A 19,000-nucleotide genomic window follows, 5' to 3' on the forward strand; every position below is an offset into this window, starting at 1 on the left:
AAAGCAGCTTTAACCAAACAACATAAAAAAGCAGTGAATTAAGAGAAATTCACTGCTTTTATAAAAATTTAAGATTTTTCTTTTATTTATCCCAATTAGGATGTTCTGCAAGATATTGCTCACACAAGGAATAAGTAATACCATCAACTATTCCAATTGTCGGAACCCAAATTTCTGTAGCTTTTACATGATGTGCTATTTGCAAATATAGTTCGGCTGCAGGGACAATCACATCTGCTCTATCGGGTTTCAAATCGAACTTACGTATTCTCTCTTTTACCGGTATAGCACTAAGCATATCCAACTCTTCCCGTAACTTTACAGTAGTCAAAGGTCTCCCTTTAGGAAATTCGGATATTCGAAATAATTTATTGATATTTCCCCCAGAACCGATAACAGACAATTTCGGATATACTTCAGATAAAAGTTTAAGGTCATTATACATGCGCAAAAGCTCAACTTTATCAACCTTATTATTTAATATACGTACTGTACCTATATTATAAGAAGCAGAGCTTTTCAAAGCTCTATTACTAATTAAACTAATTTCTGTACTTCCTCCCCCGACGTCTACATAAATATAATCTCCCACTCGATTTAACTCGTCGACAATATGACTATCATAAACTATCCGGGCTTCTTCTTGTCCATTCACAATCTCAATTTCAACACCCGTTTTCTCTACAATGTATTTTGTTACTTCTCTTCCGTTCTCTGCATCCCTCATAGCTGAAGTCGCACAAGCTCTATAAGACTGCACGTTATATATCTGCATCAATTGCCTGAAAGCTTTTACTAGTCGGAGCAACTTTCCGGTTTTATCATTAGATATCCGTCCTAAAGTAAATGCATCTTGTCCTAACCGTAATGGGACGCGAACCATGAAGACTTTTGTCAAATTTTCAATGGTCTCACCATGAGCAATGCCCTTTATCATCAGACGAACGGCATTAGAACCTATATCTATCGCAGCAAAATTCAGTTTATCCATTTTAAACTTCTTTTCTAATTGCGAAGATAATTCAAAAAAAGAAAATCAAAACACAGAAAGTATCTTTTAATACCTATCACTTTTCTTTTTTATCGCATCAAGCTAAGTCGCACAGCAATGCCAAAGCTACTATCAGATATCGGATATGAGGTTGAAGAAACCAAAGGTGTATTTATTTGCCGGTCATAAAAAGCCCTTAACGTAATCAGTTTACTCAGAGCATAATCAGCAGAAAATGAAATGGTCAATGTTTTTGTCCCACTTGTTGCCTGAGTAAAGTTCTGCTCAATACGACGTATTAATGCCTGATTTTTCCGGAACGAAAAATCTGCCCGTAAAGTCAAGTCATTATTAAATGATTCCATTTTATCATTTTTCAACTTTAAGACAGCATTAAAATTAGCAATCTTATATCCAGCACCAACGGTAATATCTTGGGTAGAAGATTCTACTATTTGTCCGGCAGCAGAATTCAAACTCAAATTTCTTGTATCTTTATACTCCGCACGAAGTGTCACATTATTATTCATTGTCATATCTATACCCAACAAAGGAGCAAAACTCTCCGTTATACTTACTGACGATATATCGAAAGGGGATGAAGGTACAGGATTTCCTGATATCTCATCCTTCACAAATCCCCACCCATCACTATCTCCGCCAACAGCTTCTAACCAATTTAAGTAAGAAGAAAAAGAACCTACACTGTATGTACAACGGTATGCATGGCTCAAAACTATACTTTTAAAATATTTTTTCAATTTTTGTATTTTCCCCAAACCATCATAGGTTATACGCCAATTGGGTAATAAACTTTTTAATGACGGAAAAGCTGTCAATCCTACTTTGTTTGGATTCTTTCCTGAATACGCAGCTATAAATGCCGGAATCATTACATCCGACGAACTAAGACTCACTCCTCCATTTTGTGAGTTATAGGGACGTCCGGCCAATAACGGATTATTTTGAGCTATATATCCTGATTTTGGATAATGTAAATTCCTACCAGCGTATAAATTTTCAATACGATTGGCTATTATCTGACGATATGCTAAAAAGTTCTCAAAAGCTTTAGAACTATAACCATTACTTGCCTTTGAGCCTCTCAATGAAGTTTTTATGGCAATGTGGGTCATTGTAAAATTACCACCCTGTATCTGAGGCATACCATCATACATAAATTGTACTTGATTGTTGTGATTATGTGTGCGATTGGCATTCAAAGTAATTTTCAATCCTTTTATCGGCTCTAAGGATGCATCCATTTGTACTTCTTCTGTACGATTTATAACTACAGGGCTCACTAACGAATCACTGACAATCAACCAATCTTTATCCATTATTTTACGAATATAATCCTCGTCGGTAAATCCAAAGGCAAAATCCAATCCAGGAGCCAATACATCATAAGAATTGGACTGTCCAAAAATGTCTCCAACATTCGGTTTAAATGAAGGTACATACATCGTATTTGAGCGACGATAACGTACATTGACATTACGTATCATCATTGCAAAACGAGACGTATACTCAGCAGCTTTATACCAAAGCTGATCTTCTGGTCTCTTTCCCGGGGTAATCGTAAGTTTTATGTGTGCTGTATCACGAGTCAATATTCGTATATTGTTTTTATCTACAATTTTATATTTTACCGGATAGACTTTACCATCTGGTCCTTTTGCCGTTACTGACAGTTTTTTATTATCCAAATTATGTCGTACCGACACAGACGTATCGGATTTTAACGTTATCTGGCGTGTAAATGGCTTTCTTTTTTTCTGACTGGTGGTCGAACGTCGTGAAGAATTGCTAAACTTCCGATTTACATTTTTCAAAAACTTCGATTTATTATAAAGAGCTTCCAGATTGGCCCGGCCATCAAAATTCCACTGTCCTTGATTATTAATACTATTTCCTAAATTTGTCTCAGCATCAACGGCAACTCCCCTATCCCAAGCATAAGTAGAATTATATTTTACAGAGAAGTTTGCCCAATCTAATGCAGGAATCTTATTCAACGGTGCATCAAATGATGCATTAAAAGTTTGATTATAATTCCACGGCCGACCAAGTTGAAGAATACTGTGCATTACCGTATCTTTCCAAGCTTTATATTCATCAGGATAAAGCTCCTTATTTACAATTCCAGCAGGTTCGTCAATACGGGCGTTCGTCATTGTAGCCAATGAGAAATTCAATGTTTTTGTTAAATTCCACTGTATTCCAAACTGACGATCCCAAAGGAAATTTTTATTTATGGATACAGGCAATTGCATATCAATCCCTTCGTCTAAATCACGTAATTGCTGCTCATAGTAATAACGTGACATATTTGTGTTAAACGTTATATTATTGGGCAAATAATTAAGTCCAAAATCCCTAAATAATCTTAAATGTTTAGACTTGCTTTTTATAAATTTAAATGGAGTCCATGGTTTTACATAAGGAGTATATGTATAACCAAAATTACCTCGGTGGTCATAGGTATTTTCAAATAACGTCGTAGGATTCTTTTTACTCTGCCGGTTGTACGAATAGCTAAAAGTGAAGTTAGCAGGATCATAAGGCATCGGATTTTTACTTTGAATATCAACTCTTAACCCTGAAAGGCTAAAACTCTCGATAGTAGAACGATCAATTGAATATTCTTTTATTGAATCTTTTTCTTCTTTAGTGACAGCTGCATCTAAAGCATCCTTCAATAAAACGTCCTGATCAAGAGGATTATATTTAGGAGTATTTATCTCTTCCGATAATGAATAAAACAATGGAATTTTTACCTTCGCTTTTTCAGGGAAGAATCGTCCTAAATCTACCATCGTTGCAACATTATACTGATAATAATTTTCCATTCTTCGCTCAGTCAGACTTTGGTCTAAGCCACCAAAACCAATTGTTTCAATATGCCCACCAACGTTTACAGTTGCAATATCAGATACACTCAGATTTACATTAGCCCGAGCAGCCCAACCACCATCTTCATCAAAACCAGTAAGTCTCAATTCATTCACCCAAACAACAGCATCTTTCTCTGTTGCCGAATTATTCCTAACACCAATAAAAATAGAAGCAATATCGGACAAGCTGGGATTACCTATCACAGAAACTTTATTTTTTGGATGGTCAGGATCGTACATCGTATATAAAGTCGTATAATTTACCGATGCATCACCTCTTCTTTTCGCAGCATTACGTTTCAACTTCAAATCGGTAAGCAGTGATAACGGAAAATCAAACATATTTTGCGAAGGCCAAACGGCATTCTGATCCTCTGCATTATATGTATTATAAGTTCCAGGAGCTGTAAGGTCTAATGGTATTTCATATTCATAATAATTACTTTTATAATCAGAGCCTAATCGAATAAATACAGCCAATTCACCATTTGTCAGACTTGATTTATCGTCAATCAACTTTTCTGCATGAGTAAACATTTGTAAACGCTTGTATGTGCGCATATCCAAGTTTGTATTTTTATATACACCTCTTGCTGCTTTAGATGGCAAATTTTGTACCTTCAATGACAACGCTTGCTCATTTAATTGAGTAATCTGAGACTGGCTCGGATCAACAATACGAGTAACACCTGGAGGCAAGACGTAATTTACAGGAACCTGACCTGCATTTTCCTCAATATTTACCGTAGATACATCCAAGTCTCCTTCTGCCGGTAGATTTGTACCTCCAGTATTATTTGACAAACTATAGCTATATGTCCTCCAGTCTCCTCTAACTAGTTCCATTGTAGCAAATCTCAGATGAGTCTCTTCTTCAAAACCAGTCAAAAATATACGAGCAAAACGAATAGTTCGAAAGTCTTGAATACTTCCAACTTTTTCCCGAGGAGCGTGTGTCCCATCACTGGTGTCATCCTTCAACGGTATTTTAAACTGATACCAGGTTACCTCTTCCTGCTTCCCATTTCTTAACTTTACTGTTGTTGTTCGCTTATCGGTAATATAGTTACGCCCAACTTGTAAATCTTCTTTTCTAATGGAAACTTTATATTGATAATAACGTTCATATTCATTCAGAGTATTGTCTTGATTGATATCTTCCACATCAGGAACACTTTTAGACGATTGGTAATATTTATCAGAAGCATCATCAGGAGAAGATGAATTTCCCTCAACACCGTTATAATGCTTATAACGGCTCAAAATATTCATTTCTGCATTATCGTAATCAACACCTCGATAAAAATGATAATTATCACCCGCCGGGTCATTCAACGGTGAGAATTGGTCTTGGCTCATCCTTTCTTGAGCTTCCACAGACAATTTCGTTCTCAGTTCCTGCAAAAAATTTGCATATGTTGGATAAGTAAACTCTTCATCATTTGATAATCCGTCCAACCCGACATCCTGTTTCTCTCTAGCACCTTCAGAGTTATCAAAAGCATATACCATAGATTGCCGTTTTGAAACTTTACCCCATACGGTCTTAGCCAAATGAGTCGTATCTCCGTCAATAGGTAAACCATTCTCAAAAGACTTCATTCCATCTTTCAATATGTCTTCTGAAATCTCTCCAAAATTAAAATATAAATCCCCTCCATCGTAAGTTCCATTTTCGTCTTCCAAAAATGGATCGAGCATCCAGAATTGAACATATTCGATATTTGCCGCCTCAAAATCCGGAGTATCCATTTTTCTCATAATTCCCCCCCAACGCTTCTGAGGATTGGTAAAATAGCCATTGGCATCCATATTGTCCACATCCATATTATAGGGCCCACGTTCCTGAGGATAATAAGAAAGATTCAATACTTGTAATGTGGATGACTCTCCATAGCCCAGCTCTTTATTCGGAAAAATCTCACTAATGTCTATTTCTCTCACATAATGACTCGATAGCTGATCTAAATCATTCTTAATATGAGATGGTACTAAAGATGAATTTCTTTGGGTAAACATCCGATCAATGTAATACCAAGACAACAAGGACCTATTTTTTCCATACTTAATATCGTTCGATAACTTCGATTCCTCAAACATAGACGGTGTGGAAGCAATCACCCAAGAATATGGTGTACGGATATCTAATCCTGTCTGAGAAGATTCAAAATCATCAATATATGAAGTAGAATTATTTTTAGCTTTGCCCGGTATAAGCTGAGCAAACTCTGCATTTAATGCTAATCTCGAAGGTGCTGTCGCATTTACCGTCGGTATTTTATTTACCAAAGAGGTCAACCATTGGAACTCGGTATTATAAGAGGTATTTAATCCCCATAATGTATTATTTAATACTTCATCTCCGATATTTACTTTTTCTGTCAATGATTTTTCTCCTAAGTGCATAATAGTAGCACCAATATTAAAATTTTTAGAAAAAGCATAATTCAAATCAAGCCCCACCATCGTTTTTCGCTGCATATTGAAAAACGACTGATTTTCAAGAGAGACGCTAATCGGTGTGCCTGAATCAATATAGCTTTGGTTAAGTATCGTAACAATCCCAGACGAATAATCTACTGAATAATCAACATTCTCTGTCAGTGTCATTCCTCCGGCTGTCACCCGAACTGACCCTCTTGGCACATTCATGGCGTTTAACCGAATTTCTGCACCAGACGATGCTTGATATTCTCCCTTAATGACAAACTTATTCTTTTCCGCAAATTGTCTCGCAACCGTCAAAGTGGAATCATATAATTCTTGATAGACATACTTGTCTACATCAGGAATATTCCCAATTTTAGCTTTCAAATGTGAACCAAACGGTTCAACCACGGGGAAAATAACTCGACCAGTCGATGCCAAAACTGTATATCCTTCTATAAAGTCAAAGAATCCATTCGGATTAGCCTCATTATTGTTATCCAGTCTATCAAGATTCATCACTTTCAGCAAAGTCTGGTCTTTAATATTACCGACAGGCATATATGCTAAAGTTGTACCAGCCGTATCGCTCTTATAATATATATCCAACCGAAACTTATCTTTCTGGACTTGCATTGCATTCAAAGAATAAACATTCTTCATCATCAGTTTCCATATAGGTAACTGTGTTGTTACTGTTGTCCCTTTCAACAATTTCAAAAACAAACAATTATCTGTATCCGTTATATCCCCTGAAAACTCTCCGACCTGATAGACCTGGCCATTTTTTGTATATTCAAATGCTACAGCCAATACTTCATCTGAATTGAGAGTACTCTTCAACGAAATATAGCCCAACTGTGTGTTCAATGTATATTCAGAACTTTCAAGCTTTCGCGCACTCTCTATCTTTACATAGTCTCGCCCACCTACAACTTCTACAGGGAGAGATGCTTCGAGCACTTGTGTTACTTGATTGATATTTCGTGCACCATCTATAGCCTTAAGCCGAGCATACAAGTCATTCGAATTATTCGAAGGGAACTGATATTGTGCATTTGACGTCCAACCGTTGTAGGCCTTCTTACTATACTCAGCAAGGTCCATAAAGCCCACTATATTTCTTGACTGATCGTAATTTCCTCTTTTATTGGTTACCCAAACCTCTATACGATTAATTGTTACACCCGATGATACGTACGGTAATTTAGAAACAAATTGATCGTAATTGTCCCTAAAATAATGAGCTAAGAAAAAATGTCTATTTTCGTCATAGCTATCGGCACTAAATTCAAATTCAGTAGTCTGCGCTCCACCTTTTGAGTTTACGGTCTTTGACTCTGATTCTTGTTGCGATACCAAGGCCGTTGCCGTAAGCTTGCCAAACTGCATAGTCGTCTTTATACCAAATAAGGCAGAACTACCTCGTATAAGCGATGATCCTGTAGTCATGCTGACATTACCGGCCTCTATATTTTTTATAATTTCATCTTCTTTCCCTTCATATTGCAATTTCAATTTCTGAGCATCAAAGTCAAACGTAGCATCAGTATTATAATTCATGTTGAAATTGAGCTTATCTCCAACTTTTGCAGTTATATTTGCTTGAATTTTCTCATCAAAATCAAAATATGTCTTTTTCCGGGCAGAAACGGACAAGGCCGGATTGTCTATTTTATTCGTTTTTATAGCCATCGTAAGTTCAGCCGATCCTTGAGTTTTTATCTGTACACCACCCGGGCCAAATACCTTATCCAAAGGTCCGATATTAAACTTCATATCCAAAAAATCAAATTCCTTTTTCCCTTTAGCAAAAGTTTCAGCATTTTTCTGTCGATAATACGCCTGCATAGATTTTTTCAACGAATAATCTTGATATTCATCAGCTGTCATCATAATAGGGGTCACGATTTCTTTATCCCCTACCTTCGTTCGAATAACATAGCAATTAGTTTCAGGATCATAATCGACTACAGTTCTCACATTTTCAGGAGTTTTCAAATCAGCTGGATGATTTTTTATCAAATCTTCATAAGTTTCAGAAGATGTCTTAGCCACCGGATAACGAGGTTTTGCTTTGGGTGTTGTAACAGAATCTTGTGAAACGAAGTTCTCAGCTTTAGCTCCCAATTCTGAGGAAATATCAAGAAATTCTGGATAACTGAAATGATTATATGCAGCAAAAGCGGAGTAAATACACACCCCGCTTATGAAAAGAAGAATATAAAAAATATAATTTATCCTCTTGTTGTTCATTACTCTGCAAACCCTTTTTCCTGCTGACAGGAGCAAAGGTTACATCATTTTTAATGCAGCCTTTATTACCTCTTCGACCGTCATTAGAGGAGACTCTTTCAGCAATTTCTGTATTACCTTCTGAGACTGAATTTGAGAAAAGCCGAGCATTACCAATGCTGCTAAAGCTTCTTCTTGTACTTCGGAATTAGAAGGCGTACTTATATTTAACGTATCCCCCCCCCGTTTTATTTTATCTTTAAGATCAACAATTATTCTCTGAGCCGTTTTTGCTCCAATACCTTTTACTCCCTTCAACATATTTACATTGCCAGAAGCAATAACCTGTTCTAATTCCGGAGGTGTCAATGATGACAAAATCATGCGTGCAGTATTAGGCCCTACACCAGAAACTGATATGAGCAAAAGAAATAATTCTCTTTCTCTTCGATCGAGAAAACCATACAAAATGTATGCATCTTCTCGAATAGCTTCATACACATATAATTTACCTGAATTTTTCGAAGACAAAGCGCAGTACGTCGTTAGTGATATATTTAAGAAATATCCTACGCCATTACATTCTAATATAACTGATGTAGGCGTAAGGTCTACTATTTGTCCGCTTATATATTCTATCATAAGTAAATATGTTTTTGAGATATACTAACTGTTACAACCATTGTCTGCCAACAGAATGACAATAATCACTCCTTTCCAGACTCACTGATTGGTTCCTGAGATGTTGCAAACTTATCCAACGCCAATTTGAAAAGTCTTGTCCCTGTAGAAGAATCTACATTTGCTGACGGCCCCGTAATACATCCTCCTTCACAAGCCATAACTTCTACAAATTTTGCCGGAGATTTTCCTTTTGCAAAAGCTCTTAATAGTGCAATATTCTTCTTATTCAAATTTGCTACCTGAATAGCTTTCAAATCCGGTATCAACCCCTGAGCCTTGACAGCACCCAAAACACCACCTGTCATACCAAAACCTTTTCCATCTCTATGAGCATCACAAACAAAATCTCCTTTCCCAACTTGAGAAACATCAATTCCCAAACCATCAAAAACGGACTGTACTTCTTCAAATGTCATAACAAAATCCACAGCTTCATCTTTCCTCGCTTCGGCCCGTTTTGCGACACATGGACCTATAAAAACGACCTGAGCATCGGGATATTTTTCTTTTGCAATCCGAGCAGAAAAATACATAGGAGAACCTGTATGTGAGACATAGGGTTTCATATCTTTTACATGCTTTTCTACCAAAGCTATATATGAAGGGCAACAAGAAGTTGTCATAAAAGCTTGACCTTCTTCAAGCTTTTCTTTCAATTCTTTGGCCTCATTATAAGTAGTCTCCATAGCCCCCTGAGCAACTTCAAGTACATCATGGAAACCAATTTTCTTTATTGCATTAAATATTTCCTCAAGACTTTCCGAATACTGTCCCATTATAGACGGAGCCACAATTGCCACAACTTTTTTCCCAGACCGAATCTGAGATAATATATCAAAAACTTGGGATATTTCAAAAATAGAGCCAAAAGGACAAGCATTTATACACTTACCACAATAAATACACTTTGACTCATCTATATGTTCTATTCCATTCTCATCTTTAGAAATTGCTTTTACCGGACATGCTTCTTCACAAGGAATAGGGATATATACAATAGCATGATAAGGGCACGCTTCTTTACAAATACCACAACTGATACATTTATCATGATCTATCTTAGCCTGTCCATTACGGTCAAATGTAATCGCATGTTTGCTACAATTCATATAACAAGCTCTGGCTACACACCCCCGACATAAGTTTGTTACTTCATAATTTACTTGTACACATGCCGAACAAGCCTCATCAATAACACATAAAATATTTTCTTTGGTATTCTTTCCTCTTTTTAACGCTTCCGATGCATAATAAGAAAGAGGTACAAGCTCGTCCGTCTCATCCTGCATGTCAAAACCTAATAAAGGAAATGATTTATATTTCCATACAGCACGCTCCTTATGCACACAACAACGGCCTCTAACTTTTGCATTACGGGGAGTCAATTCGATGGGCAAACGGTCAATTTTCTCCACTAATTGGCCTTGATTCCATAAATTTACCAATCGGGCCATCAATACTCGACGAACAATCAATACGTTATTTGCAAATGCCATAGAATGTTATTAAATGTTTATGTATGCCTCTATTATTAAAAAAAGCTAATTTTTGAAATGAGGCACAAAGGTACACCTATTTTCTTAAACAACAAATCACTCTGTACCTTTATTACATTTCAGAAGAAAATTGGAGCATTGTGCATTTGCCGTTGATTTGAGCTTTCGGTTCTATAGCTAAAGTTGAGACCTCAATATCACCCTCCAATAACGAAGTCGATTTCAATACTAATTTTTCTTCAACCTTTATATTTCCCTTAACTGCTCCCATTATTTCTGCATTAACAGCATTTATATTCCCTGTAACCTTCCCCTTCTCTCCAATAATTACTTTCCCTCTACAATCCAAATTTCCTTCCAATATACCATCGATACGAATATCAGAGGATGCTGATATATTACCTATTACCGTAGTATCTACAGTCAACGAGTTGTGTGTAAGTCCTGGGGAAAGAATATCTCTTGCCATATTAAGTAGATTAATAAGTAATTCGCATTATTTGCAAAAATAATATTTATCCCCATAAAAATACGACTTTATGATTACAAAACTTTTTTAATCATCAGTTTTTTACGTAATTTGTATCGTTACTTTGAATACCCATAAATATGGAAAGTTATATTGAACTTGAAAAAATACACTTTTATGCCTATCATGGCGTTTCTGAAGAAGAACGAAAAGTTGGTAACAATTATGAAGTATATATAAAAGTATATACAGATATAACTCAAGCAATAGCAACCGATAATCTTCTTACAACTATCGATTACGGACAATTATATGAATGGATTAAAGAAGAAATGATGCAACCGTCAAAGCTCTTGGAACATGTAGTAGGTCGTATAAAAAAAAATATACTAAAAAACTGTCCGAACATCACAGGAGGAACAATAAAAATATCAAAAATAAAGCCCCCTATACCAGGAGATATAGAAAGGGCTTCGGTCACCATTAGTTGGTAATATAAGAACTTTTATTACTTAAGATTCAATCTTTTTTGAATATCCTTAGGTATCGCATTTTTATTAACAACATAACTGATCGTTTTATAAAGGACAAAAGGTTCTGATGCATAAAAATAACCATCATACTCATTATCTGTCCCCCATGAGTTTTTAACTTTATAATATTTATTTCCATTTTGATCTACAGCCGTACCTACAATTTGCATACCGTGATCATCTGTCGTTTCATAATTATCAAAAGCTTCCTGACGTACTTCTTGAGTTATTAATTTTTCTTTCTTAGATTTTTCCTTGCTTTCTTTTTGCTTTTCCTCTTCAGACAATTTTGTCCATCTAGCTTTTTCCGAATCACTCATATCTTTGACTTTATCATCTGGGACAATAGCATAACCTTTATTATATAAAAAACCTCGTTCACTAACATCTGATGCCCAAAAAATTGTATAGCCTTTATCTATCGAGTTTTTCATTATACGAGAAAAATCCTCTAAAGGCACATTATAAGAAAGGCCCCATGCCCAATTATCCGGCACCTCTACAGCAAAAGGCTGATCAAATGGATGATGAGTAAAAGAAGTAATGGAAACATAATCGTCCAAATTCACCCCCAAAGAATCAAAAAATGTTTTAGGTGTATACACTTTTCCCTGATAAGTAAAAGTCTCTGGTTCTTTACCCAGATAAGCATCTAATATAGCAATATATCCTTCTTTCCACGAAGGTGTTAACTTGCGGTTTTTATTTGTTATTACAGCTTTAACATATGCTTCAAGCACAGCATCCAATTCTCCATGACGGTGAATATCAAGACCATAATTAAGACCTTTATAAGCTTCTTCAGGAACAATTCCATATTTTTTTATTATATCCAATACATCTAAAGTAGAACCTCCGCCACCGAAATTGATGGTGCCATGCATACGAACATACTTTTCAGCCTTTTCAATATACGCATGACGGACAATAAACATTTCAGACAAATCAACTTCTGGCTTACCTTGTCTCAATAATTCGCTTTCAAGAAAAGCAGTTCCTGCAAAACTCCAACATGTACCTGAACTACTTTGATTTTTTACTGGTGTAGCCTTCAATAACTTCACATCTGTAAACTGATACTCTTTCGTTTTTTTTGCATTTTTGACACTATCATTTTTTTCTACGGTTTGAGCCATAGTTCCAACTGCAATAAACATCATCATTCCGATGGTAAGAACATTTTTCAGCATAATATTTCTTCCTTGTTAAATTTTCGAGCCGTAAAGATAGTAATATCATTTATAAAAAAAATCGAAAGATTTATTGCTTTTTCAGAATTTACATTAATGTGTTACTATGATACACTGAAAAATTTGAAAATTCAAATAGGATTACTCAACCTCTACAAATATTTTATTATGTTTGTATTCAGAAACATACAAAATATAAAACAACATAAATGAGTACCCTAATTAAAATAATAACCACCTTCATAATCTCTTTTTCCGTTTTCTTTCCTGCAAAGGGAGCTATCGTTTATCAGACTAAAGCATTACATCCTTCTATACAGACAATACGTACGCGAGTTTTTGATAAAGCATATTTCCCCCCAGTTATACGTCTCGACAATGACGACCAACTTATCGTATCTTTTGATAAATTTGCCGAAGAAAGTGAATATCTGGAATACAAAATCGTTCATTGTAACGCAAACTGGACACCATCAGATCTATCTGTCATGGAATATCTTGATGGTTTTAATCAAAACAGAGTAGAAGAAGGAGAACTTTCGTTCAACACATTCCGACATTACGTACATTACACAATTACATTACCTAATGAGTCTGTACGATTTAAAGTATCCGGGAATTATGTACTGATCGTTTTTCCAGAAAATCAACCAGAAAAACCTCTTTTACAAGTCTGCTTCTCCGTATTTGAAAACCGCGTAACAGTACCCATATCCATAACTTCTCGTACAGACATCGATTATAATAAATCTCATCAACAACTCGAATTTTCAATTTTACATCCTAATTATAATATAAGAAACCCCCAAACTGATTTAAAAATATATATATCACAAAACAATCGTCTCGACAATCAAACTCAAATAAACCACCCTTTATATGTAAAATCAAACGAATTAGTGTACGCCCATAATCCCAACCTCATTTTCGAAGCAGGAAACGAGTACCGTAGATTCGAAATGGTAAGCACCCGCTATGCCGGAATAAATGTGGAAAGTATCCAATACTTCGATCCATATTACCATGTTGATTTATTCCCTGACCGTCTTCGTAATCAAGGAAATTATGTATTTGACCAAACCCAATACGGACATTTCACCATACGACAAAGTGATGCCGATAATAGTGATGTAGAAGCCGATTATTTCATCGTACATTTTACACTCGATTATGATAATGCTTTAATACCCGGAACCATATATATAGATGGAGAATTTACCAACGGACAATTTAACGACCAAAACAAAATGGTTTATAATTTTGAGACCAAACGATACGAAAAAGCATTATATCTAAAACAGGGTTCCTACAATTATCAATATCTTTTCATTCCACATGGGACAACTAAGGGAACTCCTGCAAATATAGAAGGGAATTTTTATGAAACCAAAAATGAATATTTGGTCAAAGTATATCATCGTGTCCCAGGAGAACGGTATGATCGCTTAATTGGTATTGGTAGAGCGTTTTCCGGTGAATAAATAAGTCTATCTACACTTATATATTCCAGACCAGAAAGTAACAATTAAATTAAAGATTATAATAATTTCTTTTCCACTTTTCACCAAACCTTGAATAGATACTCTTATTTAACTAACAGAAAGAGAAAAAACTTATATTTCCTAAATATATATTTTAGTATAATGTAATTTCTTATTTAAAAATAAGAAATTACATTATTTACTTTAATACTTAAATAAGAAGGGCAAAAAGTTAAATATAAAAGCTCTTATCAAGATATAAGACATTGATTTATTTATATTTATATATAAAATAAAAATCAAATTAATTTTTATAAAATAATAAACTATTGGATTTTTAGTCCGAAAAAATGTATCTTTGATTTCACATTATGTTATTTTACAATCTTACGTATCACACCATGAAAAGGCTATTATTCCTATTCATATATCTTTCATCTCTCGGTTTGCATACTTCGGCTCAAACCTTTTCTTTCGACAGATATACCATTGATGACGGAATATCTAATAGTTATATAACATGTATTATACAAGACCGGAAAGGATTTATCTGGATAGGAACATTAAATGGTCTAAATCGGTTCGATGGATACAAATTTGAAATTTTCCGTTACAACCCCCTCGACAAAAGGTCTATCGGAGGGAATTATATCCGCTGTCTTTATGAAGATAAAAAGGGCAATTTATGGATCGGACTGAAAGACGGAGGCCTTAGCATGATGAATTGTACTACCGGTGAATTTACAAACTACGTTCACATTCCCGGAAAAAGCTCCAGTTTGAGTTACAATGATGTAGCCGGGATATGCGAAGATAGAAAAGGTAATTTATGGCTAGCCGTAGACAGAGGAGGACTAGACCTATTAGATCCTGCAACAGGAATATTTAAACACTATACTTATAAACCCGGAAATGTCAATAGTATAGCAAACAATGCCTCTACTGCTATATCAATAGACTCAAAAGGTCATATCTGGATAGCTGCATGGGATGGTGGAATTACCAAATTTGACCCTATTAAAGAAAAATTTTTCCATTATATGAACACTCCGGGCATTTCTGACAATAAACTTTGCAGACATGCTTTATCTCTGTATTTTGACAAAAAAGGTATTTTATGGGTAGGAACTTTTCACGGTGGCTTATACCGAGTTCACCCCTCCAATGGAAAATGGGAACAATATTCTTTATCTGTTGAAAAAAACAAAGGTATTAATCACCAAACCATACAGGCTATTACTGAAGATAAAGAAGGGAATTTATGGATTGCTACCAATGGTGGAGGCATAAATATATTTAATAAAAAAACAAAAAAATTCACATATCTTTTATCTGATGAAAGTAACGCCAACAGCCTTCTGATCGATAATACAACCTGCCTCCTTAAAGATTCTTCCGGATCTATGTGGATAGGAACTTCTAAAGGTCTCAATTTTTATAATCCCCTCTCATCAAGATTTACTTTATATCGGCGTAATACCCAAGATATGAATACCCTTTCGGGAGATTACATACAAGCTCTATTAAAAGATCGTAACGGCAATATATGGGTAGCAAGCTCAAACGGCCTTGACTTTATCGAATCTGCGTCGGGTAGAATCAAGCATATAGAGGTAAATGAATCAAATCCATCTGATTTGTATTTTAATAAAAAGGCCTTGCTGGAAGATCGTAATGGCAATATATGGATTGGTTCTCGATCTGATGAATTTACTTGTTACAATCCGAATAAAAAAACCTTTAACCGAATAAAAATACAATCACCAGATAAGACGAAAATACCTTATCGAAATATTTTAGGGCTTTACGAAGACAAAGATGGTTCTATTTGGATCGCTTCTGAAATCGGAGCTATAAAATATAATCCTCAAACTAAAACATTTTATCCTCTTTTTCAAAGTGAAAACATCATTTATCCAGAAGATAAGTCGCATGTAATCTTTAGAGACAGTAAACAAAATCTCTGGGTTGGCACAGAAGGAGGCTTAAAATGCTATAATCCCAACCTAACAGAAGTCCGTATTTTCAAAATTAACCCTGAGGACAGACATAGTATCGGTAATAATTACATAACTTCTATATATGAAGATCAAGAAAACAAAATATGGATAGGTACACGGGGGGGGTTATATTATTTCAACTCATATAAAAAATGGTTCGAACCTATAATCAGACCAGGAGAAATACTGGGAGATCCAATAATGGGAGTTACCGGCGACAAATCCGGTAACCTATGGTTAAGTTCGACAATAGGGCTTATAAAATATACCCCCACCAATGGGACATTTCACCTTTATGATGAAAATGATGGATTACAAAGTAAAGAATTCAATGCCGGAGCCTTTTACCGAAGTCCGGACGGTGAACTATTTTTTGGTGGTATAAACGGATTCAACTCTTTCTATCCTGATAATCTTAAAGAAAATACATACCGACCTCCTGTCATTATATCTGAATTTCAAATATTCAATAAAACTATTAAACCAGGGATAAATTCAATTTTGAAAGCGTCTATTGAAGATACTTCTGAAATTACATTAAAATACAACCAATCCGTTGTCTCTTTCCAATTTGTTGCTCTAAATTATATTTCTTCTCAGAAAAATCAATATTCATATATATTAGAAGGTTTTGATAAAGAATGGATTACAACTGATGCTAGTCGGAGATTTGCTACTTATACGAACCTCGATCCAGGATCATACTGTTTCAGAGTAAAAGCATCCAATAACGATGGTATCTGGAACGAAACTGGGACATCCGTCAACATTACAGTATTGCCACCTTTATGGAAAACATGGTGGGCATATATGATATATATAATTATCATATTTTCACTGATATATTTGTTATTAACTTACTTTCTAAACAAAGAACGTTATAAAAACCAAATAAAATTAGCCCATATTGAAGCTCAAAAAATTCACGAAATCGACCAACTCAAACTAAATGTTTTTACAAATATTTCACACGAATTCCGTACTCCTCTAACCTTAATCATAGGGCCACTCGAAAAGTTTATTCGTAATAAAAAATATAATAAACAAGAACATGAGCTTTTCAATATGATGTTCCGGAATTCTACACGTCTGATGAGATTAATAAACCAACTGCTTGATTACAGAAAGCTAGAAGCCGGGAAACTAACAATGAATGTCACGCAAAACGACATTTTAGCTTTTATAAACGATGTTGCTTCGTCTTTCAACTTTTATGCCCAGCAACATAATATAGAATATATAATCGATATCCCTCACACAGAAATATATACTCTCTTCGACCCAGATAAACTGGATAAAATACTATACAATCTAATTGGAAATGCCTTTAATTATACACCAGAAAACGGTAAAGTACAAATATCTGTTACGACCTCTGAAAACCATAAATTACATATAAAAGTAAAAGACAACGGTATCGGTATTCCCAAAGATTCTTTACAAAAATTATTCACTCCATTTTACCAGGCCAATAACAACCATACTCACAGAACTTACGGTTCCGGACTGGGGCTTGCATTTACACACGAACTGGTTTTATTACATCAAGGAACAATCAATGTAGAAAGCAAAGAAGGCGAAGGGTCTACATTCACAGTCACATTACCTTTGAATCAAGGTACTGAAAAAAATAAAGTTGAGTACAACCCAGACCGTCAACAAATATATGACATACAATCAAAATCCGTCTATAAAAAAGATGTTATATTTTCCGAAAACAATGTTTTAGTACTTATTATCGAAGATAATAAAGACATGAGAACTTACATCCGTTCGGAATTAGAATTTAGTTACAAAATTATCGAATCTGAAGATGGTGTTGATGGATTCATCAAAGCAAAAGAATATATCCCCGATATAATCATCAGTGACGTAATGATGCCTCGAATGGACGGAATAACGTTGCTAAAGAAGTTGAAAAAAAATGATAAAACAAATCATATTCCGATTATATTATTAACTGCGAGACATTCAGAAGAACACATTATTGAAGGATTCGAATCCGGAGTAGACGAATATATAACCAAACCATTCAATTCATCAATTCTACGGGCACGAATCGAAAATCTGCTGGCAAACAGACAACTACTCTGGGAAAAATTTCAAAAATCGCAAAATATACAGGAAATTCCCGCCTCCCCTCACTCCGAATACATTGAAAAAATCACAAATATCGTAACAGCACATATTTCAGATCCTGAGTTTGGAGTCGAAACTTTTGCATCTATATTAAATATGACCACCGGCCAACTTTCAAGAAAAATAAGAGCAATTATCAATACAACCCCATATAACTTTATTGTCGAGGTTCGTATGAGAAAAGCAGCTGTACTTTTAGCCGAAAAAGAAAAAAATATTGCAGAAATAGCTTTTGAAACAGGTTACCAAGAACAATCAAACTTCACCCGCGCCTTTACCAAATTCTATGGTAAAACACCTTCTCAATATATAAAATCACAACAATCTTCTCAACAATAATACAATATCTCAAAACCCACATTTTCATTTGATAATCAACATAGAGAATTAAATATAAACAACAAAAAATGATAAAAAAATGGATGTATTTGATAAAATTTTTTCCTACTTGAAAATTA

The 19,000-nt window shown here is 35.0% G+C and carries 9 protein-coding genes; 3 read left to right on the top strand and 6 right to left on the bottom strand.

The window, feature by feature from the left end:
* Nucleotides 1-82: 82 nt before the first annotated feature.
* The 5 genes from BN2628_RS08825 to BN2628_RS08845 form a co-directional block, all read right to left on the bottom strand.
* Nucleotides 83-991: a Ppx/GppA phosphatase family protein gene (locus tag BN2628_RS08825; protein ID WP_021931975.1), complete on the bottom strand. Its 909-nt coding sequence runs from the start codon at nucleotides 989-991 to the stop codon at nucleotides 83-85.
* 89 nt (nucleotides 992-1,080) lie between these two features.
* On the bottom strand, nucleotides 1,081-8,571 hold the full coding sequence (gene sprA / locus BN2628_RS08830) for a T9SS outer membrane translocon Sov/SprA (protein WP_055096880.1): 7,491 nt from the start codon (nucleotides 8,569-8,571) through the stop codon (nucleotides 1,081-1,083).
* 39 nt (nucleotides 8,572-8,610) lie between these two features.
* Nucleotides 8,611-9,192 carry a Holliday junction branch migration protein RuvA gene (gene ruvA / locus BN2628_RS08835; RefSeq protein WP_055096882.1) on the bottom strand — a complete coding sequence of 194 codons (582 nt, stop codon included), beginning with the start codon at nucleotides 9,190-9,192 and terminating at the stop codon, nucleotides 8,611-8,613.
* Nucleotides 9,193-9,257: 65 nt separating this feature from the next.
* On the bottom strand, nucleotides 9,258-10,730 hold the full coding sequence (locus tag BN2628_RS08840) for a monomeric [FeFe] hydrogenase (RefSeq protein WP_055096883.1): 1,473 nt from the start codon (nucleotides 10,728-10,730) through the stop codon (nucleotides 9,258-9,260).
* A 112-nt stretch (nucleotides 10,731-10,842) separates the two neighbouring features.
* The gene (locus tag BN2628_RS08845; RefSeq protein WP_021931971.1) at nucleotides 10,843-11,199 is read right to left on the bottom strand and encodes a bactofilin family protein; all 357 of its coding nucleotides are present in this window, start codon (nucleotides 11,197-11,199) and stop codon (nucleotides 10,843-10,845) included.
* Nucleotides 11,200-11,339: 140 nt separating this feature from the next.
* Here BN2628_RS08845 and folB point away from each other — a divergent pair, with 140 nt between their 5' ends.
* A complete protein-coding gene (folB, locus tag BN2628_RS08850) occupies nucleotides 11,340-11,693 on the top strand; it encodes a dihydroneopterin aldolase (protein WP_055096886.1) in 354 nt (117 codons plus the stop codon).
* A 14-nt stretch (nucleotides 11,694-11,707) separates the two neighbouring features.
* Here folB and BN2628_RS08855 read toward each other — a convergent pair whose 3' ends face one another.
* Nucleotides 11,708-12,922 carry a C1 family peptidase gene (locus tag BN2628_RS08855; protein ID WP_082430151.1) on the bottom strand — a complete coding sequence of 405 codons (1,215 nt, stop codon included), beginning with the start codon at nucleotides 12,920-12,922 and terminating at the stop codon, nucleotides 11,708-11,710.
* Between the two features lie 209 nt (nucleotides 12,923-13,131).
* Here BN2628_RS08855 and BN2628_RS08865 point away from each other — a divergent pair, with 209 nt between their 5' ends.
* Together BN2628_RS08865 and BN2628_RS08870 are read left to right on the top strand one after the other, a co-directional pair.
* Nucleotides 13,132-14,403, top strand: a complete 1,272-nt coding sequence (locus BN2628_RS08865; protein ID WP_055096889.1) for a type IX secretion system plug protein — start codon at nucleotides 13,132-13,134, stop codon at nucleotides 14,401-14,403.
* 401 nt (nucleotides 14,404-14,804) lie between these two features.
* Nucleotides 14,805-18,881, top strand: a complete 4,077-nt coding sequence (locus tag BN2628_RS08870; protein WP_055096891.1) for a hybrid sensor histidine kinase/response regulator transcription factor — start codon at nucleotides 14,805-14,807, stop codon at nucleotides 18,879-18,881.
* Nucleotides 18,882-19,000: the final 119 nt, after the last annotated feature.

Origin of the sequence: Gabonia massiliensis, assembly GCF_001403595.1 — a bacterium.
In the GTDB taxonomy this organism is placed as follows: Bacteria; Bacteroidota; Bacteroidia; order Bacteroidales; family Coprobacteraceae; genus Coprobacter; species Coprobacter secundus.

Excerpts from the sequence above, each read along its gene's own strand:
- BN2628_RS08825 (WP_021931975.1), bottom strand. The coding sequence starts at position 991 with ATGGATAAACTGAATTTTGCTGCGATAGATATAGGTTCTAATGCCGTT.
- sprA (WP_055096880.1), bottom strand. The coding sequence starts at position 8,571 with ATGAACAACAAGAGGATAAATTATATTTTTTATATTCTTCTTTTCATA.
- ruvA (WP_055096882.1), bottom strand. The coding sequence starts at position 9,192 with ATGATAGAATATATAAGCGGACAAATAGTAGACCTTACGCCTACATCA.
- BN2628_RS08840 (WP_055096883.1), bottom strand. The coding sequence starts at position 10,730 with ATGGCATTTGCAAATAACGTATTGATTGTTCGTCGAGTATTGATGGCC.
- BN2628_RS08845 (WP_021931971.1), bottom strand. The coding sequence starts at position 11,199 with ATGGCAAGAGATATTCTTTCCCCAGGACTTACACACAACTCGTTGACT.
- folB (WP_055096886.1), top strand. The coding sequence starts at position 11,340 with ATGGAAAGTTATATTGAACTTGAAAAAATACACTTTTATGCCTATCAT.
- BN2628_RS08855 (WP_082430151.1), bottom strand. The coding sequence starts at position 12,922 with ATGCTGAAAAATGTTCTTACCATCGGAATGATGATGTTTATTGCAGTT.
- BN2628_RS08865 (WP_055096889.1), top strand. The coding sequence starts at position 13,132 with ATGAGTACCCTAATTAAAATAATAACCACCTTCATAATCTCTTTTTCC.
- BN2628_RS08870 (WP_055096891.1), top strand. The coding sequence starts at position 14,805 with ATGAAAAGGCTATTATTCCTATTCATATATCTTTCATCTCTCGGTTTG.